Annotated in this window: 17 protein-coding genes and 1 riboswitch; of the genes, 6 read left to right on the top strand and 11 right to left on the bottom strand. The window is 56.9% G+C overall.

Annotation, left to right across the window (positions count from 1 at the left end):
• Positions 1-294 precede the first annotated feature (294 nt).
• On the bottom strand, positions 295-1,200 hold the full coding sequence (locus ACQY5R_RS16355) for a LysR family transcriptional regulator (RefSeq protein ID WP_428610189.1): 906 nt from the start codon (positions 1,198-1,200) through the stop codon (positions 295-297).
• Between the two features lie 117 nt (positions 1,201-1,317).
• Between ACQY5R_RS16355 and ACQY5R_RS16350 the strand changes: the two genes are divergently transcribed.
• Entirely contained in the window at positions 1,318-1,917 is a 600-nt protein-coding gene (locus ACQY5R_RS16350) for a short chain dehydrogenase (RefSeq protein WP_428610188.1), read from the top strand.
• Between the two features lie 118 nt (positions 1,918-2,035).
• Here the strand turns inward: ACQY5R_RS16350 and ACQY5R_RS16345 are convergent, their stop codons facing one another.
• The 5 genes from ACQY5R_RS16345 to ACQY5R_RS16325 form a co-directional block, all read right to left on the bottom strand.
• A complete protein-coding gene (locus ACQY5R_RS16345; protein WP_428610187.1) occupies positions 2,036-4,606 on the bottom strand; it encodes an EAL domain-containing protein in 2,571 nt (856 codons plus the stop codon).
• A gap of 14 nt (positions 4,607-4,620) precedes the next feature.
• Positions 4,621-5,328 (bottom strand): molybdate ABC transporter substrate-binding protein, encoded by a 708-nt coding sequence (gene modA / locus ACQY5R_RS16340; RefSeq protein ID WP_428610185.1) that lies wholly within the window; start codon positions 5,326-5,328, stop codon positions 4,621-4,623.
• 213 nt (positions 5,329-5,541) lie between these two features.
• The gene (locus ACQY5R_RS16335; protein ID WP_428610183.1) at positions 5,542-7,848 is read right to left on the bottom strand and encodes a DNA polymerase II; all 2,307 of its coding nucleotides are present in this window, start codon (positions 7,846-7,848) and stop codon (positions 5,542-5,544) included.
• Complete coding sequence (locus ACQY5R_RS16330; RefSeq protein WP_428610182.1) at positions 7,848-10,337, bottom strand: ABC transporter permease; 2,490 nt, start codon at positions 10,335-10,337, stop codon at positions 7,848-7,850. The genes ACQY5R_RS16335 and ACQY5R_RS16330 overlap by 1 nt, the downstream gene beginning before the upstream one ends.
• Positions 10,334-11,029 carry an ABC transporter ATP-binding protein gene (locus tag ACQY5R_RS16325; RefSeq protein ID WP_428610181.1) on the bottom strand — a complete coding sequence of 232 codons (696 nt, stop codon included), beginning with the start codon at positions 11,027-11,029 and terminating at the stop codon, positions 10,334-10,336. Before ACQY5R_RS16325 ends, ACQY5R_RS16330 begins: the two co-directional genes overlap by 4 nt.
• Between ACQY5R_RS16325 and ACQY5R_RS16320 the strand changes: the two genes are divergently transcribed.
• Positions 11,028-11,669: an arylesterase gene (locus ACQY5R_RS16320; protein WP_428610179.1), complete on the top strand. Its 642-nt coding sequence runs from the start codon at positions 11,028-11,030 to the stop codon at positions 11,667-11,669. The genes ACQY5R_RS16325 and ACQY5R_RS16320 overlap by 2 nt on opposite strands.
• Here ACQY5R_RS16320 and ACQY5R_RS16315 read toward each other — a convergent pair.
• Positions 11,645-12,565, bottom strand: coding sequence for an esterase-like activity of phytase family protein (locus tag ACQY5R_RS16315; protein ID WP_428610178.1), 921 nt, complete (start codon positions 12,563-12,565; stop codon positions 11,645-11,647). The genes ACQY5R_RS16320 and ACQY5R_RS16315 overlap by 25 nt on opposite strands.
• 247 nt (positions 12,566-12,812) lie before the next feature.
• On the opposite strand from ACQY5R_RS16315, the gene ACQY5R_RS16310 reads away from it, so the two are divergent.
• The 3 genes from ACQY5R_RS16310 to ACQY5R_RS16300 all read left to right on the top strand — a co-directional run bounded on the left by ACQY5R_RS16310 (position 12,813) and on the right by ACQY5R_RS16300 (position 15,370).
• Positions 12,813-13,385, top strand: coding sequence for a DUF2889 domain-containing protein (locus ACQY5R_RS16310; protein WP_428610176.1), 573 nt, complete (start codon positions 12,813-12,815; stop codon positions 13,383-13,385).
• Positions 13,386-13,510: 125 nt separating this feature from the next.
• Complete coding sequence (locus ACQY5R_RS16305) at positions 13,511-13,855, top strand: hypothetical protein (RefSeq protein WP_428610174.1); 345 nt, start codon at positions 13,511-13,513, stop codon at positions 13,853-13,855.
• A gap of 39 nt (positions 13,856-13,894) precedes the next feature.
• Complete coding sequence (locus tag ACQY5R_RS16300; RefSeq protein WP_428610173.1) at positions 13,895-15,370, top strand: metal ABC transporter solute-binding protein, Zn/Mn family; 1,476 nt, start codon at positions 13,895-13,897, stop codon at positions 15,368-15,370.
• Between the two features lie 78 nt (positions 15,371-15,448).
• Here the strand turns inward: ACQY5R_RS16300 and nudC are convergent, their stop codons facing one another.
• Together nudC and ACQY5R_RS16290 are read right to left on the bottom strand one after the other, a co-directional pair.
• On the bottom strand, positions 15,449-16,372 hold the full coding sequence (nudC, locus tag ACQY5R_RS16295; protein WP_428610171.1) for an NAD(+) diphosphatase: 924 nt from the start codon (positions 16,370-16,372) through the stop codon (positions 15,449-15,451).
• Positions 16,373-16,459: 87 nt separating this feature from the next.
• A complete protein-coding gene (locus ACQY5R_RS16290) occupies positions 16,460-16,684 on the bottom strand; it encodes a helix-turn-helix domain-containing protein (RefSeq protein ID WP_428610170.1) in 225 nt (74 codons plus the stop codon).
• A 178-nt stretch (positions 16,685-16,862) separates the two neighbouring features.
• Positions 16,863-17,063, bottom strand: a riboswitch (cobalamin riboswitch).
• Between the two features lie 192 nt (positions 17,064-17,255).
• On the opposite strand from ACQY5R_RS16290, the gene ACQY5R_RS16285 reads away from it, so the two are divergent.
• Positions 17,256-18,140: a hypothetical protein gene (locus ACQY5R_RS16285; protein WP_428610169.1), complete on the top strand. Its 885-nt coding sequence runs from the start codon at positions 17,256-17,258 to the stop codon at positions 18,138-18,140.
• A gap of 90 nt (positions 18,141-18,230) precedes the next feature.
• Here ACQY5R_RS16285 and cmoB read toward each other — a convergent pair whose 3' ends face one another.
• Positions 18,231-19,211 (bottom strand): tRNA 5-methoxyuridine(34)/uridine 5-oxyacetic acid(34) synthase CmoB, encoded by a 981-nt coding sequence (cmoB, locus tag ACQY5R_RS16280; protein WP_428610168.1) that lies wholly within the window; start codon positions 19,209-19,211, stop codon positions 18,231-18,233.
• Positions 19,208-19,945, bottom strand: coding sequence for a carboxy-S-adenosyl-L-methionine synthase CmoA (gene cmoA, locus ACQY5R_RS16275; RefSeq protein ID WP_428610167.1), 738 nt, complete (start codon positions 19,943-19,945; stop codon positions 19,208-19,210). Before cmoA ends, cmoB begins: the two co-directional genes overlap by 4 nt.
• Positions 19,946-20,013: the final 68 nt, after the last annotated feature.

Here is a 20,013-nt window from a genome sequence, read left to right as displayed (position 1 = left end):
CGTCCATGGATGCCATGTGCGTGTCTCGTCCTGCGGCAGTGGCTGGCATCTGGCTGAAATCCACTTTGGTCAGTTCAGGTCCGTATAGCAAATCTTGGCCTACGTCATCCGCCAGGGCAACGCCAGTAGACATGATTGAGACGAAGGCTATCGCAAAAAGTGTGGTTGAAAATTTCATGGTAATTCTCCTTGGCTGTTTGGTTATAGACCTTGTTAGGTCCTTGCAATAAAAGACCCGGAGAGCGGTCGGAATATTTCACGAAGTTTCATCAATACGACGATTTTTTGTTTGGATTAATCTTCCATTAGATAGCGCCGGTTTTGGGTGAACCATTCTGAAAGCAGTTCCTTAAACAGTCGTAGTTTTTTCGGTAGATAGAGATGACTGGCATGGAGGATGTATAGATCGTGACTGTAGGTCCGTGTGTCGGTCAGGAGCGCTTCCAGGCGACCCTGCTGGATATCCTGCTCTACCTGGTAGTAGGGCAGGTTGGCGATGCCAAAGCCAGTTAGCGCCATGTGGCGTGCCGTTGAATACTGGCTGACAGAAAGTGGACCGTTTACGCTGACAATCTCTTTGGTATCGGCGCTTTCGAACAGCCAATGACTCCCTCGTTCGACATGTTTGAACAGAATGCATGGGTGCTGATGGAGCTCAATGGGGCTATGCGGTGCGCCCATGCGCTGGACGTAGTCTGGGCTGGCGACCACCGTATTTCGTAATTGTCCCACGCTTTTTGCCACCACGTTTTCCGGTAGCGTGTCGTAAGCCCGCAAGGCGATATCCTGATCGCCATCCACTATCTTGAATGCCTTGGAGGTGAAGTTGGTCTCCACCTTGACCTGTGGGCACTGCTCCCAGAAAGGGGGAAGCAGGTCGCCTAATACCCGCTCACCCAGGGTGATGGGGGCGGTGAACCGGAGTATGCCGCTGGCTTCCTGGGTCAGGTCCTGTACTACCTGTTCAGCTTCCTTGGCCAGCGAAAAGATCTGGATTGCGTGTTGATAGAGGTGTTGTCCGGCTTCGGTCAGGTTCACCACCCGGGTAGTACGGTGCAGTAGTTTGGCGTTGAGGGTTGTTTCCAGGCTGCGTACATGCCGGCTGACCAGTCCTTTTGATACGCCCAGATACTCTGCTGCAGCGGAAAAGCCCCCCTGCTGCACCACATGATAAAAGCTTTCAAGGTGGTCGATTTTCATTGGTTAGATCTATTTTTGAAACAGTGTTTTGTAATTTAGCCGGTTTTTCTGGCAAATAACAGCAGATAGTATAATTTTCGTAAACAATCTTATTGCCACTGGATTAGGAGAACTGTTATGAAAATTGTCGTGCTAGGTGCTACCGGCACTATCGGATCTGCCGTCATTAATGCTCTGGGGGATGATCAGGAAGTGATTAAAGTGGGTAAATCAAACGGTGATCTGAATGTGGATATTACCGACTCGTCATCGATTCATCGTGCGTTTGATCAGATTGGCCCCTTTGACGCCCTGGTGGTCGCCACGGGCGATGTGGCGTTCAACGCTTTTAATGCGATGAAAGAGGAAGAGTGGTCGGTGGGGTTGCATAGCAAGCTTATGGGGCAGATCAATGCCACGCGGGCGGCCATCGACTATCTCAATCCCAACAGTTCCATTACCTTAACCACCGGGATATTGAGTGATGAACCGATCGCCTGGGGGACGAGTGCCAGCACCATTAACGGCGCGCTTGAACACTTTGTACGGGCGGTGTCCACGGAGTTGCCGAAGGGCATTCGGATCAATGCCGTCAGCCCCTCTCTGCTGGAAGAGAGTGTGGGGGTCTATGGCAACTTTTTTCCCGGATTTATCCCGGTACCTGGAGCACGTGTGGCCCAGGCCTATGTAAAATCCATCCTGGGTGTGGCGACTGGCCAGGTATATAAAGTGATCTGAAGTGCCCATGCCGAAACGGGTGGCCATCTGGCTACCCGTTATCGGTTGTCAAAGGTGGTGGATAGCACTTTGTCGGATGAGCTGTTGTCTTGCTCAGAATTGTTTTGCCCGGGTGGGTTCATGTGCCGGAGAGGGGGGCAGTGTCGCAGCGGGTCTGCTTGGCATGATGGCTGTCGCACAGCATCAAAAGGTGTCCCGCCTGAGTGGGTGGCAACGGTTTACTGAACAGGTAACCTTGCAGGTAGTCGCACCTATATTTGGTAAGGAAATCGCGTTGCGCTGGGGTCTCCACTCCCTCGGCGACCACTTTGAGGCCGAGATTGTGGGCCAGGGCGATGGTTGCCATACAGATCTCCGCGTCGTTTCGGTCGTTTTCAATATCACCGACAAAGGTCCGGTCCAGTTTTAGAGTGTTAATAGGTAGTTTCTTCAGGTAGGCAAGCGATGAGTAGCCGGTGCCAAAGTCATCAATTGCCAGGCTGACCCCCAGGTTGCTCAATCCATCGAGTTGTCGTACGGCCAGCTCAGGATCGGACATGGCCGCTGTTTCTGTAATTTCCAGCTCAAGTTCACCGGCCGCAATCTGATGTTTTTCCATGGCATGGTGGACGGTTTCTATCAAGGTGTCTGCGTGCAACTGTTTAGCCGAGAGGTTGACCGAAATTTGTAACGGGTGCTGTGCCGTCCGCTTCCAGATGGCCAGTTGTCGGCAAGCCTGATCGATGACCCAGATGCCCAGTTCATGAATGACGTCGATCTCTTCGGCAATCGGAATAAACCGGTCGGGACCGATAAACCCGCGCGTCGGATGGTTCCAGCGAATCAGCGCTTCCATACCGTAAATTCGGCAGCTATCCGTATGAACCTGCGCCTGATAATGAAGTTCGAATTGATCGAACTCCAGCGCATTGCGCAGCTGATGTTCAAAATCCAACCGCTCCTCCGAGGCAACCAGAAGGCTTTCTGTGAAGAATTGGAAGTTCTTTCTGCCCTGATCTTTAGCATGATACATGGCAATGTCGCTGTTTTTTAACAGCTCATCAATGGTGTCGCCGTCATTGGGATAGATGCTGATACCGATACTTGGGCTGCTGTCAAAGATATTGTCATTGACGGTATAGGGCTGGGAGAGGTATTCGATTATCTGCCCGGCCAGTGTCGGTACGCGGTTGGTATCTTTCAGCCCGGTGAGAACGACGACGAATTCGTCGCCGCCGATTCGGGCGACGATATCACTCTCCCTGAGGCAGCTTTTCAGGCGGTTGGCCACTTCTATCAGCAGTTGATCTCCCACCTGGTGTCCCATGGAGTCATTGATATATTTGAAGCGATCCAGGTCGACAAACAGCACGGCCAATTGTTGCTGGTCCCGTTTGGCGGCTAACACCGCCTGCTCCATACGGTTCTCCAGACTGAAACGGTTCAATAGCCCGGTCAACATGTCATAGTGGGCGAGGTGTTCGATACGCGCCTCGGCGGCCTTGCGGTCGCTGATGTCAGTGAAACTGGCTATGTGAAACAGCACCTCTCCCTGTGGGTCGCGAATGGCGGAGATGGCCGCCCACTTGGGATAGAGTTCACCTGATTTTTTCCTGTCCCAGAGTTCACCTTGCCAGAAACTGTGCTGCTCCAGGTCGTGCCACATCTCCTGATAGGTTTCCAGGGTGGTATTACCGCCGGAGAGCAGGCGTGGATTTTTACCCGCTACATCCGATAATTCATAACCGGTCTGGCGGGTGAATGCGGAGTTGATATTGATTATGCGGTTGTCTTTGTCGGTGATGAGAATGGCTTCACCGCTGTTTTCAAAAGCATTGGCATAAATCCTCAAGGTGTCGGCAATCGATTCCGCACTTCTTTTTGACCTTTCCAGGCGCTTGTGGGCATCGGCGATATTATGTGCCATCTCCATCATGGCATGGGTAAGTTGTCCCACTTCATCATTCGAGTCTTGTGTCAGCGGGGCGGAGTAATCGCCTTGGGAAAGTTTCTGTGACCAGGTCAGGAGTTGTGATAGACGCCGAGTCACATTACGGATCACAATAAAGGCGATAAAGAGCAGCAGTCCGCCACCGCTGATGCCGATGGCAATCGTGATATAAAGGTTATGTGTCGCCACCGACATGAGTTCCTGGCGCGATGCCGAAATGTCCTCGAATTCATGACGGATCAACTTGGCGGTGATCTCTTTGATGCGGGGGATATGTTGCGATTCGATACGACTTAGCAGTGCGAACGCGGCTTCCTTTTCAAAGTCGGCACTCAGTTTGATGGCGACCCCTATCTCGTTAAAGTAGATGTGCAGCAGCATGAATAACTGATGGGATGCGTTTTCCAGTGACGTGGCAGTCTGATCCGGGGTGTCGGTGACCTCCGGTGAATGAGGCAGGGTGTCGAGTATCATCTGTTTGGTACGTTTCAGTTCTACACTGATTTGTGCCATTTCGGAAAAGTTTTCCGTGGTTAGATGCCGAAGACTGAGGGCCCGGTAACTGGTAATTTGCTTCTCCAACTTCTCGAGATTGCGCAACTGCGTATCGCCTTGTACATAAATGGTATCCAGGGCGGCCACAGACTCCTTCAGGATATGGGAGAAATAGACGGTGCCGAGCAGTGATAGCAGCCCGATAGCGAACATGGGCATGATCAGCTGCCGATAAAGAGAACAGTTGCTCAGCTTCCCGATCATAGGCGGTTATTCACTCACTCCGGCATCACGATGAAACCGGCGGTTTTAAACATATCCAGGCCGGTATCGCTGCGGACGTAATCGAAGAATTCACTGACAACGGGGTTGTCGGCCGCTTGACCGACCAGGCCCATGTAATACTGGATGGGTGGGTGCCAGGATGGGTCGATAGCGAATAGGGGGCGTAACCGCTCCGTGAGATTGGTAGAGAAGAGAATACCTACCGTGTGATCGTCAGATTCGGCCAGTGTCTCGGCCAACATGGTGATATGTTTTTTTGTCGTAATCTTTTGCCTGACCCGTTCCCATAGACCGGTTTTTTGCAGTGCCTGCTTGGCATAACGGCCAAAGGGTGCCGTGCCCGGATCGCCGATGAGGATGGTTTCGATGTTCTGCGTGGACAGCCCTTCCCATGTCTGAAGTTGTAACGGACTGTCAGCCGGTGCACTCACCACCAGGCTATTGCTCCAGGGGCTGACAACCTTGTCGGGGTTTACCAGTCCGCCATCGATCATATAGTCCATCCAGTGCCGGTTGGCCGAGATGTAGATATCGGCCTGGATGGCGCCCCCGCGAATCCCTTTGGCCAGTCGTCCTGAAGATTTACAGAGATAGTGTATGTTTACCGGATGTGTTTCGGTATAGCGGGTTCCCACTGCCTGGATGGTGTTGCAGGTCGAATTGGCAACGGCCAGAGTGATATCGCTGGCATGGCATGGCATCACCCACGGTAAGCTGCAGAGCACCCCGCGTATTACGCGAGCTCGATTGATAAAACAGTGCATAGACCACAACCTGTCAATGTAATTTATAGGAATGCGACAAGCGGTCGACTAAGTCTACATCATGGTAAAGATTGTGGTTATCAAACAGTTGGATGGGGCGATTAACTGTTTATTGTGAAGTGCGGATGGGTAGCGGACTAGCGATAGGCCCTAGAACAGGGTCATCTGGTCGGCCGTGATACGCTCGAAGCTGTCGTTGAGGAAGTGCAGGATACCGTCGGCCACCGGTCCAATCTGACGCTCGATATAGTGTTGGTAGTCGATGGGGCTGGTTTGCCGCTCGACCGGTTCCGGTCCATTGAGGGTGATCAGATAACTGATCGTACGGCGCGGCTTGTCCAGCTTTCTGGCTGCCTGTACATGGGGCGGGACATTGCGTTGGTAGTCATCCAGTTTACGCCGCAAGCGTTTCCGGTAGACCAACTCCCGGTCCAGTTCGCCGCGCTTCAGGCGGTTGACCAGATCGCTGATGTAAGTCTCGTAGGGTTCATTAAAAAAGATGCGCCGATAAAGCTCACGTTGAAACTGCTGAGCCAGTGGCGTCCAGTCGCTACGTACGCTCTCCAGCCCCTTGAATACCAGCTCATTATCACCCTGGGCGTTGCGTATGACGCCGGCATAACGTTTTTTGCTGCCGGTCTCGGTGCCACGGATGGTGGGCATGATGAATTGAATAAAGTGGGTTTCGAATTCGATCTCCAGGGCGGAGTCGACGCGAAACTCCTCTGTAATGGTTTGGTTCCACCAGCGGTTGAGATCGCGGGCCAACTGTTGACCGGTCTCCCGGGCGCGTGCTTCATCGCAGCCTTCACCCAGCAGTACGAATAGCGAATCGGTATCGCCGTAAATCACCGGATGACCGGCAGACTCCAGCCAGTCCCGGCTGCGGGTAATGATCTCATGACCGCGTCGGGTGATACTGCTGGCCAGGCGTGGGTCGTAAAAACGGCAACCGCTGGAACCGAGTACACCGTAAAACGAATTCATGATGATCTTGATCGCCTGGGAGAGCGACTTGTCATGCCGCTGCTTGGCGAGATCCCGTTTTGCCCAGAGTTCAGTGATGATCGACGGCAGGATATGCCGCTCACGGGAAAACGATGCCTCGAGAAAACCGGGGATAGGGTCGTCACCCGGAAAGGCCATGCCTAATGGATCAATGTGGAAGGTGCGAATGATGCTGGGATAGAGGCTTTTGAAGTCCAGCACCAGTACGTTTTGATAGAGACCGGGCTGGGAATCCATGACATAACCCCCGGGGCTGCCCTGGGAGTGGCGGAACGCGCCGATGTCATGGGCCACCACGCCTGCGCGATGCAGTAGCGGCAGGTAGAGATTATCAAATGCCGCCACCGATCCTCCCAGACGACCGAGCGACAGTCCGGTCATGGTGGCGCGCTGGCGGATAAAATTGATCAGATCGGTTTTGGCGAAGATCGCCTCTACCAAGCGGCAATCTTCCAAGTTGTAGGCGGCCAGGGCAGGGCGGTCCTCCCGGAACTGGCGGCGGATCTCGGCCAGTTTGTCCTGGCCGTCACTAATCAGCTTTTTGCGCCCCAACAGTTCCCCGGCAACGTGATTGAGTGAAAAGCTTTCAAACGACCAGAAGGCGGCGCGCAGGTTATCGATTCCATCGAGCGCCACCCGTCCCGGAATACTGGCTACCCGTGCCTGTCCACTCTGCTGTGGCTGCAGGATGGCGGCCAGCTCGCCGCCGCGTCCCAATGCGAAGGGGATACGATGTGCCCGACACCGGCGTTCCAGATAGTCGAGGTCGAAGTTGATCAGGTTCCAGCCGAGGATCAGGTCCGGATCGAGCTGTGCCAGACGCTGCAAAAACAGCCGCAGCAGTGCTGTCTCATCGCTTACCCACTGAATCGGCAGGTCGCTGGGCCAGTCGGCGGCCTCGCCCTGCATCAGGATCTCTGCCACATCGGGTCCGCAGTAGGCGATAGAGAGCACCTGGTTTGCGCTGCCGTCGGTTTCGATATCCAGGCTCAGATAGCTGAGTTGGGGCTGGTAATCGGCCGGACGGATACGCGGATTGATCCACTCCAGATAACCGTCGCGCTGGACGGCTTTGCCAGAAACCTGCATCGGTGCGGTGACAAACCGCTCCATCAGAAAACGGTCGGCGATCTTGATATCCGATTCCAGGAGCAATGTGCTGCTGCCGGCAGTACGCTCGCGGAACTGCTGCAGTTGGCGTTGCTGGCGGAAATAGAGCCCATCCACCGGTTGGCCCTGCAAGTCGGTCAAGTTCAGCGCTTTGCGCTCCAGCGGAAAACCATCCAGCGGCAGTCCGTTTTCCCGTGGGATAAAACAGACTGCCTTCTGGTCCGGAAAGACCAGGCGCAGCGGACCGGCGGATGAATGGGCCCAGAACTGCAGTTCAATACCTTGGGGTCCATCACGCCAGTGGCGGGTCAGCAGGAAGGCTTCGTAGGCGGTTTGCATCAGCGGGTCTGCAGCATACGTAGCGGCGGTTGTACCGTCAGCGGCCAAGTCGCCAGTACCCCGGCTCCGCCAATGATCGCGCCGCTACCAAGCATGCCGATCAGGATGGTGCGGATACCGGGTTGATAGGTAAAGCCGAATACTTCGGTGGCGATAAGCCAGCCGGTAGCGCTGGCGCAGAGGCTGGCCAGGGTACCGGCCAGCAGACCGAGGATGATGAACTCGATGGCGGCCGCCATGATCAACCCTTTGCGCTGCATCCCCAGAGTGCGCAGTACCACCGACGCTTGTCGTCGCTGTTCGCGGCTGGCCTGAATGCCGGCATAGAGCATCAGCAGCCCGGCTGCCAGGGTAAACAGAAAAACGTACTCCACCGCCAGCGAGCCGCGCTGCATGATTTCGCGGATCTGCTGCATGATGGCACTGACATCGATAATGGTGACCGAGGGGTAGTGTCGTACCAGTTGCGCCAGGGTTTTCTCTTTTCCGGGCGGCAGGTAAAAGCTGGTGATGTAGTTGGTAGGATGGCCCTTCAACAGGGCAGGGGTGCCGATAACAAAAAAGTTGGGCTGGAATGAATCCCACTGCACCGTTCGCAGGTTGGACACCCTGGCCTCGATGGCGACACCGGCCAGATCGAATCGGAGTCGGTCACCCAGTTTGATACCGAGGGTTTCGGCGATGCCCGTCTCCACCGAGAACAGGGCTTCCTGGCTCGTCGCGTCTTGCCACCAGTGGCCGGCAACGATGCGATTGTCGGTTTGTGGCCGGTCTGCCCAGGATAGGTTGAACTCGCGCGCCACCAGCCGCTGGGCGCGGTCATCCGGGTATTGGTCGGGGGAGATCGGTTGATCGTTGATACGGGTGAGCCTGGCGCGCAGCATGGGGTAGATGCCGGCCTGTTCGATCTGTTGCTGACGGAAAAAGTCCGCCATGGAGGTGACATCATCGGGCTGGATATTGATAAGAAAATGGTTGGGAGCCCGTGGCGGGATGGTTCGGTGCCAGGCGTCCAGCAGGTCGGTGCGGATGATCGCCAACAGCAGCATGGCAAGGATGCCCAGTCCGAAACCGGTCAGCTGCAAGGCGGTCATGGCCGGGTCGCGCAGCAGCCCCGACAACCCCTGTCGCCACAACGTGCCACCGCGGTGTCGCAATGGCTTGAGCAAGCGGATCAGCAGCCAGGCGACAGCCAGCAGAAGGAATACCGTACCCAGGGTACCGAGCAACACCCATCCGGCCAGGGTGGCGTCGCCGGCCTGCCAGCGCATCAGCAGTGCCATGGCGGCGAGCGCGCAGAGCGACAACAGCCAGGTACTGGCGGGCGGTGCACCGAGATCGCGTCGTAGCACCCGCAACGGCGGTACCGCCCCCAAACGTAGCGCCGGCGGCAGGGTGAATCCGATCAGGGTAATCAGGCCGGTGCCCAGACCGACCAGCGCCGGCCATGGGCTGGCACTGGGAAGCGGGCTGCCAAACCAGTCGCTGAGCAGATTGGCCAGCAGGTATTGCGCCAGCCAGCCGCCGGCAATACCCAGTAGGCTGGCCAGCAGGCCGAGTAGCAGCAGACGTAGCAGCAGGACCCGCAGGATGAGCGGTTGACTGGCGCCCAGGCAGCGCATGATGGCGCTGGTATCCGATTGACGTTCGACGAAGCGCCGGGTTGAGAGGGCGACGGTAGCGCCGGCGACCAATACCGCCACCAAGGCGGCCAGACTGAGAAAACGGCTGCCCCTATCCAGGGCATTACGTAGTTCGGGGCGGGCGCTGCTCAAGTGCTCCAGATGGACGCCCCGCGGCAACCGGGCCTTGACCCAGTGCTGGAAGGATTCCACCTGTGCCGGCTCGCCCGCCACCAGCAGGCGATAGCGAACCCGGCTGGCCGGCGTGACCAGGCCGGTTTTGGGGATATCCTCCAGGGCAATCAACACCTCGGGTCCAAGGCGGAAAAAGTTGTTGCCGAGGGCCGCGTCGCGGCTCAGGATCCGTTCCAGGTTGAGCGATGCTTCGCCCAGTGACACTTTGTCGCCGGGTTGCAGGTTGAGGGCCGCCATCAGGCGCGCTTCGCCCCACAGATTGCCGGGAGCCGGCGGGGTCGTCACGCGCTGTTCTTCGACGGTTGCCTGGGGGCGGATGCGCAACTCCCCGCGCAGGGGGTAGTCCCGGCTGACCGCCTTCACCTCCACCAATTGGGTCTCATCCCGGTGCATGATGATACTGGGGAAGCTGAGGGTGTGGGCAATTCGCAAGCCGAGGGCCGCCGCCTGCTGTTCGAAGGTATCCGATAGCGGCCGGCTGCTGGAGAGTACCAGATCGGCGGCCATCACTTGATTGGCCTGCCGCACCATCGCCTGCTCCACCCGGTCAGTGAAGAAGCCCACCGCCGTGACCGCGGCCACCGCGATGGTCAGGGCCAGGACCAACAGTCGCAGTTCGCCGCTACGCCAGTCACGGCGTAGAAAGCGCAGGGCCAGCACCAGCGTCTTCACGCCTCGGCCTCCAGCCGGCCATTCTCAATCTTCAGCCGACGATCACAACGGGCCGCCAGTCGCTCATCGTGAGTTACCAGCAGCAGCGCCGCGCCGGTCTGCTCGCGCATCTGAAACAGCAGATCGATAATACGGCTCCCGGTGGCCTGGTCGAGACTGCCGGTCGGTTCGTCGGCAAACAATACCTGGGGCGCGGAGGCGAAGGCACGGGCGATGGCTACCCGCTGTTGTTCGCCGCCGGAGAGCTGCCCGGGATAGTGGTTGAGGCGATTGGACAATCCCACTTGATCGAGCGCCGCACGTGCTCCATCAATGGGGCGGCTGACACCCGCCAATTCCAGCGGCAACATGACGTTTTCCAGGGCGGTCATGCCGGGTAACAGCTGAAATGACTGGAAGACAAAACCCACTTTGCCGGCCCGTAGGGCGGCGCGTTGGTCTTCCGTGAGGCTGTTTAGTGGCGTACCAAACAGCTCGATGGTGCCGCTGCTTGCTTCATCCAATCCTGCCAGTAGACCCAGCAAGGTTGATTTGCCCGAACCGGACGCACCCAGGATGGCGGTGACTTCGCCGCTGGCCAGTCGCAGCGATACATCCTGCAGAATGGTCAGGTTGCCGCCCGGTCCATTCACCTGTTTACCAACGCGGCTGGCCTGTACCAGGATGTTATCTGGGGTATGATCTGTGTCCATGAAAAAGCTTTTCCTGCTACTGATTTTTGCTATGTCCAATGTGGCGGCTGCCGAACCGATCATCCTCGTTCTGGGCGACAGCTTGAGTGCCGCCTACGGCATTCAGCGCGATCAAGGTTGGGTGGCCCTGTTGCAGCAGCGGCTGCGGCAGAGCGGTTTCCCTCATCGGGTCGTCAATGCCAGTATTTCAGGTGATACCACAGCCGGCGGTTTGACGCGCCTCCCCCAGGCGCTCAAGCAGTTTAAACCGGAGATCCTGATTATCGAGCTGGGCGGAAACGACGGTTTGCGCGGTCTTGGTAGCCGGCAGACCCGGGATCATCTGGATCAGATGATAACACTTGCCCGCGCCGCTCATAGTCGTCCATTGCTCTTGGGTATGATGTTGCCCCCGAATTTTGGCAAGGCGTTTACCGAGAAGTTCCTGCAGCTATACCGGGATCTGGCCGAACAACGTGCTGTCCCCCTGGTGCCGTTTTTTCTGGATGGGGTGGCGGACAGACCTGAGTGGATGCAGGGCGACGGGATACATCCCAATGCGGAGGGTCAGCCGCGGATGCTGGAGCATGTCTGGGATCAACTACAGCCGATGCTGGAGAGTGGGGCGGCGGCGCCTTATTCCGCCACGATGCTGAAGTAAACCAGTTGGGTTTGAGCCCAGGGCTTATTGCCGTCATCGCTGACCATAAAAAAGCGCTTCCCCTGATGGCGGGTCAATCCCTCCATATTCTGCACCAGCCATCCCTTACTGCTGTCGAGACGGACAATCAGTTCGGTCGGCGGTGTGTTCGAGGCGGCCAGGTCGGCGGCACGGATGCGGGTTAGGCTGATTACCCAGGGGGCGAAGAGAGACGTATAGGCCCGTTCCAGCAGAAGCAGATCACCGTTGGGCAGTGCTTCCAAGTCGACCAGCGCGCCGTCCGCCTCTTTCGGGTGGAAGCGCCACACATGACCGGTGACGCTTGCCAGATAGTGAGATTCTCCTTCTGGCGGATACTCGGGGCCGGTGATTATCCCCAGTTGCGGGTGTCGGGTAACCGCTTCCAGGCTGCGGTTGTTTTTCGGCTGGAACCCGGGTTGGTTCAGTATGTGGGGCAGCGCAATAGGGTCTTGCCAGGTACCGTCCGGAAGATAGCGTTCGATACGGTGGTGGCGTTCAAAGGAGATGATCAGGCGACTATCGCCCTGAATGCCATTGTTGCTGTTTTCCAGCGTGAGGCCTTCGGCATCGCGCCAACTGCCGCGCAGCGGCTTGCCGTGGTTGTCCTTCAGTGGGTACCAGGCGAGCAGGTTGACCTGACCGAGACGGCCCGTCTGAAAAACAGGCGCCAGATGCAGAATACGCCCCTGGTCGGAAATAGCCAGCAGGGTCTGCTCGTCTTCATCCCAAGCTAGTCCGGAGAGCTCCGCCAGGGCCGGATCCCCCTGCAGCGACAGGCTGCCCAGCAGTTGGATCCCCATAAAACGGTCGCCGGTATCGATATCTTCCGCAATGCGGATAGGCTTGCCTACCGGGGTGGCGGCTGGTGTCGGCATCCACGGGAGCAGCATCAGGAGTATGGCAAGGTGTTGAAAGGGTGGCATATTCTGCGACGATAGGCGTCTGGGTGGGTGGGCGTCAAGTACCCCGGTTATCCCGACTGTCGCTTGTGGTTGAGTCGATATCGGGTCTTACTTTGGCAATAAAAACGGTTTCAGACAAAACTATCTGTCTCTGATTTGATATTCCCTGCCGTTGACATTATCTTTCCCTCTCCCCATAGGCAAATGAGATAGAACCGCTGTGCCGCTACCCAGACCCGTTGAACGAGAGCATCTCCATACCCGAAAAATCACCTGTGAAGGTTATCTGCGCAAGGATGGGTTGTGGGATTTGGAAGCCCATCTGACCGACACCAAGACCTTTGGATTCGATACCCGCCATCGTGGCTACATGCAACCGGGCGCCCCGGTACATGGTCTGCACCTGCGGGTGACCATGGATCTGGATTTTGTGATTCATGATGTAATCGCTGTCTCCGACGACACGCCGTATCCGGTTTGCAAGAAGACGGCCGAGGCAATGCGCCAACTGATCGGCATCAAGATCGGCCCGGGCTGGATGCGTGAGGTGCGCAGCCGGGTGGAGCGCAAGGCCAGTTGCACCCATCTGATGGAACTGTTGGGGCCGCTTGCCACCACCGCTTATCAGACGATGCATTCCGCGCTGGAGGAGCGCGCCAATCAGCAGTCGGTACGCAGTCGGCCGCGCATTCTCGATACCTGTATTGCCCTGGCTAGCGACGGCCCGGAGGTCAAGGAGCGGTGGCCGGAATTCTATACCGGTCCCAAGGATGAGTCGGACGATAAGCGCTGAATCTTGGTGGGGTATCACTCAGGATCTTGCGGCGATTGATATTGGGCAATTACCGGAGGGGGCAGGGCCCCTATAATCGGCTCTGCTTTTGCATCCCCTTAACTTCAGCAAGTGAGAGACAAACAATGGGTGTTCGGTTGGCTATCCCCTTTCTGCTGGGTCTGTTGTGCTTCAGCCTGGTGCAGGCGGAAGAGGCGCAAGATAAAAAATTCGAGGTAATCCAGAAATTGGGTGAGTTGAACGGGGTGGCATTGAATTGTCATTACCTGAATGAGACGCAACGCATGAAGAAGGCGCTGGTATTGGCCTTACCCAAGCGTCGGCAGTATGGCGAAGCATTTGATAGCGAAACCAATACCGCCTTTCTGAAATTTATTGAAAACAAGGCAAGCTGTCCTGAAGAGGCCGCCTTCAGTAAGCAGGTCGACGACGCGATTTTTGCACTGGACTCTGTATTTGCTGATCAATAGATCAGCTTAATTGTGGCAACCGTAGGTGGGCAAATATTCGTGAATAGGTCAAAGGTTGTATTTCCGCGCGCGTTCCTTTCAATGCTGTTGCTCATTTCACTGCTACTGGGTAGCCCGTCGTTATGGGCGGAATCCTCCTTCCGCGTCGTCACCAGCATCAAACCGGTCCACTCGATCCTGGCGGCCCTGATGATCGGTACCGAAGGGCCGGAGCTGCTGGTGGATGGCGAAGCGCTGCCGTTCGGTTACCAGTTGAACGAATCACAAAAGGCCGATGTAGCTGGCGCCAGCCTGATTGTGTGGGTGGGACCGGAACTGGAAAAGTTCCTGATCGAACCGGTTGCCCAGGCACAACAGTCCGGCGCGCGGGTCATGACGTTGCTGGACGATCCGGAGCTGAAGATCCTGCCGTCCCGCTGGAGTAAAAACGACGAGTCCATGGAACGCGATCCTTTTTTCTGGCTGGATAGCCGCAATACCCTGATCCTGGTGGACGAACTGGCCAGGGCGTTGATGGATGCGGACGGTGCCCGGGCGCATCTCTATAGACGGAACCGCGCCAACCTGTTGGCACGGGTGGCCGAACTTGACCGGCGTCTTGAATACGGGTATCGGGGATTGAAAAGTGGTATCGGCATGGCGTACTACGACACCCTGCAATACTTCGAGCAAGCTTATGCGTTGAAGATACGCGGCGTGTTGGCGCAGTCGCCACAGCAGTCGGTAGAGGCGATCAAACTGCTACAGAGTCACGCCAAACTGAAAGAGGGTTACTACGCCTGTTTGTTGACCGAGCGTGGTATGCCGATGCCGGAACTGCCGCTGCTGACCGAAGGGGTGGATATCAATATCGGCATTCTGGACAGTTTCGGCAGCGCTATGAAGGCGGGACCGGAACTCTATTTTGAACTGATGAAGAATAACACCGATACCATCAAAAGCTGTCTGCAGTACAGTGGTGATGCGGCTAAGTTGGCGGCCAAGGAGCAGTACGAACCCGAAGTGGCGAAGATCGGCGGGAAATTTATGCTGATCGACCAGGATGGAAAACTGGTCACGGAAAAGGATATGCAGGGTAAGTTCCAACTGATCTATTTCGGTTACACCTTCTGTCCCGATATCTGTCCCACCTCGTTGCAGGTGATGTCACTGGCGCTGGATATGCTGGGTGATCGGGCCGATCTGATCAAACCCTATTTCATTACCGTGGATCCGGAGCGGGACAACGCCAAGGTGATGAAAAATTATGTCCAATACTTTAATCAGCATTTGGTGGGTTTGACCGGCACCAAGGTGATGATTGAACGGGTGGCCAAGGAGTTCAAGGTGAAGTATGCCAAGGTGATAGAGCCGGGCAGTGATCCGAATCTCTACATCATGGATCACTCGGCCAGCGTCTACCTGATGGCACCCAATGGGGAGTTCATCACCAAATTTGCCCACGGTATCTCGGCGAAGCAGATGGTAGAGGCGCTGAACAGTTATCTGCCGAAGCAGAAAGCAGACTCCCGCTGATTCATGTCAGGGCAGGCCGTGGCGCCTGCCCGTTACCAACGCTTTCTGGAAATATAGGGCACCGTTCAGTTACTGCGCTCACGCCCCATGTTTTGCGTGCATCCAGGTTTCGATCAGGCGCCAGGAGATAGAGTCTCTTCTGGGCAAGCGAAATTGATCGTTTTCGGGCGAGTTGAGCAACTGGTCCCGATGAAACCAGCCGGCACTCTCCAGTTCGACACCGTCCACCTGAATCTCTTTGCTGGCCGCCTCGGCATAAAATCCGAGCATGATAGAGGAGGGAAAGGGCCAGGGTTGGGAAGAGTGGTAACGAATATTCGCTACCCGGATGCCGGCCTCTTCGCTCACTTCACGGGCTACGGCATCTTCCAGGCTCTCTCCCGGCTCGACAAAACCGGCCAGGGTGGAGTGCATGCCGGCCGGCCAGGCCGGTTGCCTGCCCAGCAGGCAGTAATCGCCATTGTGCACCAACATGATAACGGCCGGATCGATGCGCGGATGGTGCGCTTGCTGGCACTCTGGGTCACTACAGAGCCGCATGTTGCCGGCCCGGGTGGATAGGGTCGGACTGCCGCATACGCCACAATAACGGTGGTGCCGGTGCCAATAGGCCATGGCCCGGGCGTGGGCCAACAGGGCGCCAGTGTGCCGGTCCAGCAGGGGGCCAATGCTGCGAAGATCCTGGAAGCGTAGTTCGTCCTGGCCGGTCAACGCGGCATCCGGCTGCTCCAGCTGGGAAATGTCCAGCGCGAGCCAGATCAAACCTTGAGTGTCCCGACCAAGCAGGATCTGATCTTCGGCTAATTCCAGCAGCGCGCCGGCGGCATTGCCCGGATAAGAGACCGGAAGCGGGTCAGGGGTGACCAGGTGCTGATTGCGCCACACCGGCAGCAGTCGGCACTTTTCAGTGGTCAGCATCGACTGCAGCCAGTCGGGATCGTCGCGCAGGTGGTCCAGCCGATCAAACTCCCGGTTACTGTAATAGTTTGGTTTTTTCATCATTTGTCTAGCATGGACAATCTCACCGGCAAAAGCAAAACCGGAATGCTTCCGTTACCCAGAGTGGGGACCGGCCAAAAGCGGCGCCGCTTACCGTTCTGCCAGTCCCATCAGGTAACGGGGGTCGGCGGTCGGTAGCGACTGGCAGATCTTGGTAAAGTTCCGCAAATTGGGCAACCGTCTACCGCAGCAGAAGTGGTTGATCTGGCTCGGCTTGAGCCCGGTGCGGTTGGCCAGCTCCAGTTGTGAAATACGTGCCTGGTGGAGGCAACTGTTCAGGCGTAAGGCAAATGCCTCAGGATCGCTGTAGTGCATTGAGATACCTGCGAATTCGGTAGAAAGATCAGCGGGAAGATTGGGCAGAGCGATCGACGCGCTGGCCTGACTCAAGCTGATGATGGCGCAGGAAACGAAGGGTTGAACGGCCGTAAACGGTTGCCGAATGGTGTTTGGTTGTCATGTCATGTTCCTTTGGGACACCCCGCCCCAGTGAATAGCTGAAAGGTCGATGGCAGGTCTCCTGGCTCGCGGGTCTTGATTCAACTGTCGCCTTCCCGGATTGCTCCAGTGGCAAGATGACATGAACTCTCCGCTTACAGTTGCGGGGGCAGCCACGGCTTGGGTTTCCCCATCCCGTGTTCCCTTTTAATCCTATCGGCCGATGCCGTTCGGAACCATCGCGGTCATTCTAGCGATAGCCGGCCGATTGGTGCAAGGCGCAGTTATTCTTCCCCCCAAGGCGGCCCCTGTTCGGCAGGTTATCGGCAAAATAATTTTATTGAATGTTCTTCTTGGGATTGATCTGGTAAATTCACTGGCAGCGCACCTTGGGTGTGCAGATAAAAGAGGCCGTTTTTAAGGTCCATCATCATCTTGGGAGGATTTCATGCGAACTGTTCATCTTGCAGCGTTGCTGCTGTCACTGTTGTTAGCCAGTTTTTCACTTACTGCCCAGGAATCGGACCGGGTCCGGCCTTTTGTCCTGGCTGAGGTAGCCCATACCCCGTTGGATGCCAAACGGCAGTCCGTCAAGACGGCATTGGCACAAGCGGGTTTTTCCATCGCCGGTGAATACACGCCTTACTCCGGTTCTCATATCCTGGTTATCACCGATGAGACGTTGCGCAAGAAGGCCGCGGCTTCGGCCATGGGTGGCTATGGTGCGGCACTCCGGGTTTCCCTGACGGAGCAGAATGGGGCGGTACAAGTGAGCTATACCGATCCGCAATGGATGGGCAATGTCTATCGCATGGCGGGTGATTTCACCGCGCTGAGCAGTCGCCTTCAAAGTGCTCTGGGGCGGCAATCGGCGTTCGGTTCCGGTGGCGGTCGTACCGTGGACAACCTACGGGAATATCACTATATGATGTTCATGCCCTATTTTGACGATCAGGTGGAGCTGGCCAGTTACGACTCTCATCAGGCGGCACTGGACGCTGTCGAGGCGGGCCTCGCCGCCGGTAAGGGCGGGGTGAGCAAAATCTCACGGGTGGATGTGATCGGTAAAGACGAGTCGTTGTTCAATGTGGCGATCAAGGAGGGGGCCGGGGCGGATGCGCCGGTGATGAAGATCATCGATCAGGCCGAGATGCGACATACCGCCCACTTGCCGTATGACTTGCTGGTTTCCGGTAACAAGGTCTATATGTTGCACGGCAAGTTCCGTATTGCCCAGAGCTTCCCGGATCTGACGATGTCCACCTTTATGAAGATATCGGATGCACCGGATGCCATCGAACAGTCGCTGAAGATGGCGGTGAGCGGTCAATAGCATCATCACCAGGCTGGGTACGGTGATCGACACGACACCGTGCCCGGTTTGAGCGGCTTGCTGCTATCGAGTTGTGATCCGCCTGTCGGCTCAGCCTGCGTCGGCTATCAGTACGGCCCGTAACGGCGCCGGATATCCCTCGATGGTTCGGCTGCTGTCGTTCGGGTCGAGATAGTCGGCCAGTGATTCAAAACGCATCCAATCGGTAGAGCGTTGCTCGGTGGTGGTGGTGGGTGTTACGTCCACGACCCGGACATGGTGAAAGCCGCAGCGCGTTAGCCAGCCCGCCAGCGTGTCGGGTGTGGGAATGAACCAGACATTGCGCATCTTGGCGTAGCGTCCCTCCGGTACCAGTACCTGTCCCGCTTTTCCTTCGATCACCAAGGTTTCCAGTACCAGCTCCCCGCCGGGACGCAGCGCGGCCTTCAGCTCATAGAGATGGTCGATCGGGGAGCGGCGGTGATAGAGCACCCCCATGGAGAAAACGGTGTCAAAGGCCCGCAGGTCGGGTGGAAGATCCTCAATGCCCATCGGCAGCAGGTGAACTGGCCAGCGCTCACCCAGAAAGTGCCGTATGGCAAGAAATTGGGCCAGGAACAGTTGGGTCGGGTCGATGCCGATCACCAAATCCGCGCCGGCACCGGCCATGCGCCAGCAGTGGTAACCGTTACCGCAACCGATATCCAGCACCGAACGTCCCTGTAGCGGGCTGATATGGGGGACCAAACGGTCCCATTTCCAGTCGGAACGCCACTCGGTGTCGATATGGATGCCGTGAACCTGATAGGGACCTTTGCGCCACGGATGTAGCTGATGCAATAACTGGCTGACGCACTGTTGTTCTGTATCCGTCAGGGGGCGTATCCCGTTAGCCGCAACCCGGCTCTGGTTCAGAAGCACTTCACCGGGATCGAGTGTCGGCAGTTGCGCGATGGCGGCGAGCCAGTGATCCAGGTCGCCGTGAGGCCGCTGTTGGTAAATCTGCCTGAGTTGTTCGGGTAACTGCTCGGCCCACTCTCCTAGTCCGTGCTTCTGCATCAATGGGTAGAGTGCCTGATAGTCGGGGCTCATTTTCGTGCCACCAGGGAGACAAAATTGAAGCATTGGAACCAAAGGTTGGCGCGGGAAAACCCGGCCTGCTTCAGGCGCTCTCGGTGTTGTTCCAGGGTCTCGGGGATCAGCACATTTTCCAGGGCGCTGCGTTTTTGGCTGATCTCCAGATCGTTGTAGCCGTTGGCCCGTTTGAAGGCGTGGTGCATCTCTATCTGCAACTGCTCCTCTTGCGGATCATCGAAACAGATCTTTTCCGAGAGGATCAGGATACCGCCCGGTCGCAGACCGTTGCGGATGCGGCTCAAGAGGGCGGTGCGCTGCTCAAGCGGGATGAATTGCAGGGTAAAGTTGAGCGTTACCAGAGAGGCGTTGGCGAATTGGATATCCGAAATGTCGGCGCAGACGAAATCGATGGGGGTTTTATCCGCTGTTTGTGGCAGACGTTTGACCGCTTGTTCCAGCATGGCCGGTGAGTTGTCCACCGCGATAATGCGGCAACCGGGTACCCGGATGCCGTTTTGTATCGCCTGAGCCGTCGCGCCCAGGGAGCAACCGAGGTCATAGCAGCGGCTATCCGGTTGCACGGTCTGGGCCGCCAGCACGCTGCTGAGATTGATGACGGTGTCATAGCCGGGAACCGAGCGTCCGATCATGTCGGGAAAGACCCGGGCTACCTGCTGGTCGAAAACGAAATGGTCGACCTGTTCTCTGGGGTCGGCGTAAACCCGGTCCTGTTCTGATTTGTGGCTCATGGTGGTGGTCAAAGATTGGATGAAAAAATGGTCGTCACCCCGTTTGGGGAGACGACCATTATATCGCT

Source organism: Sedimenticola sp. (assembly GCF_050289425.1).
In the GTDB taxonomy this organism is placed as follows: Bacteria; Pseudomonadota; Gammaproteobacteria; order Chromatiales; family Chromatiaceae; genus Sedimenticola.
The sequence above is the reverse complement of the archived record's forward strand: the minus strand, read 5'-3'. Positions and strand labels throughout refer to the sequence as shown.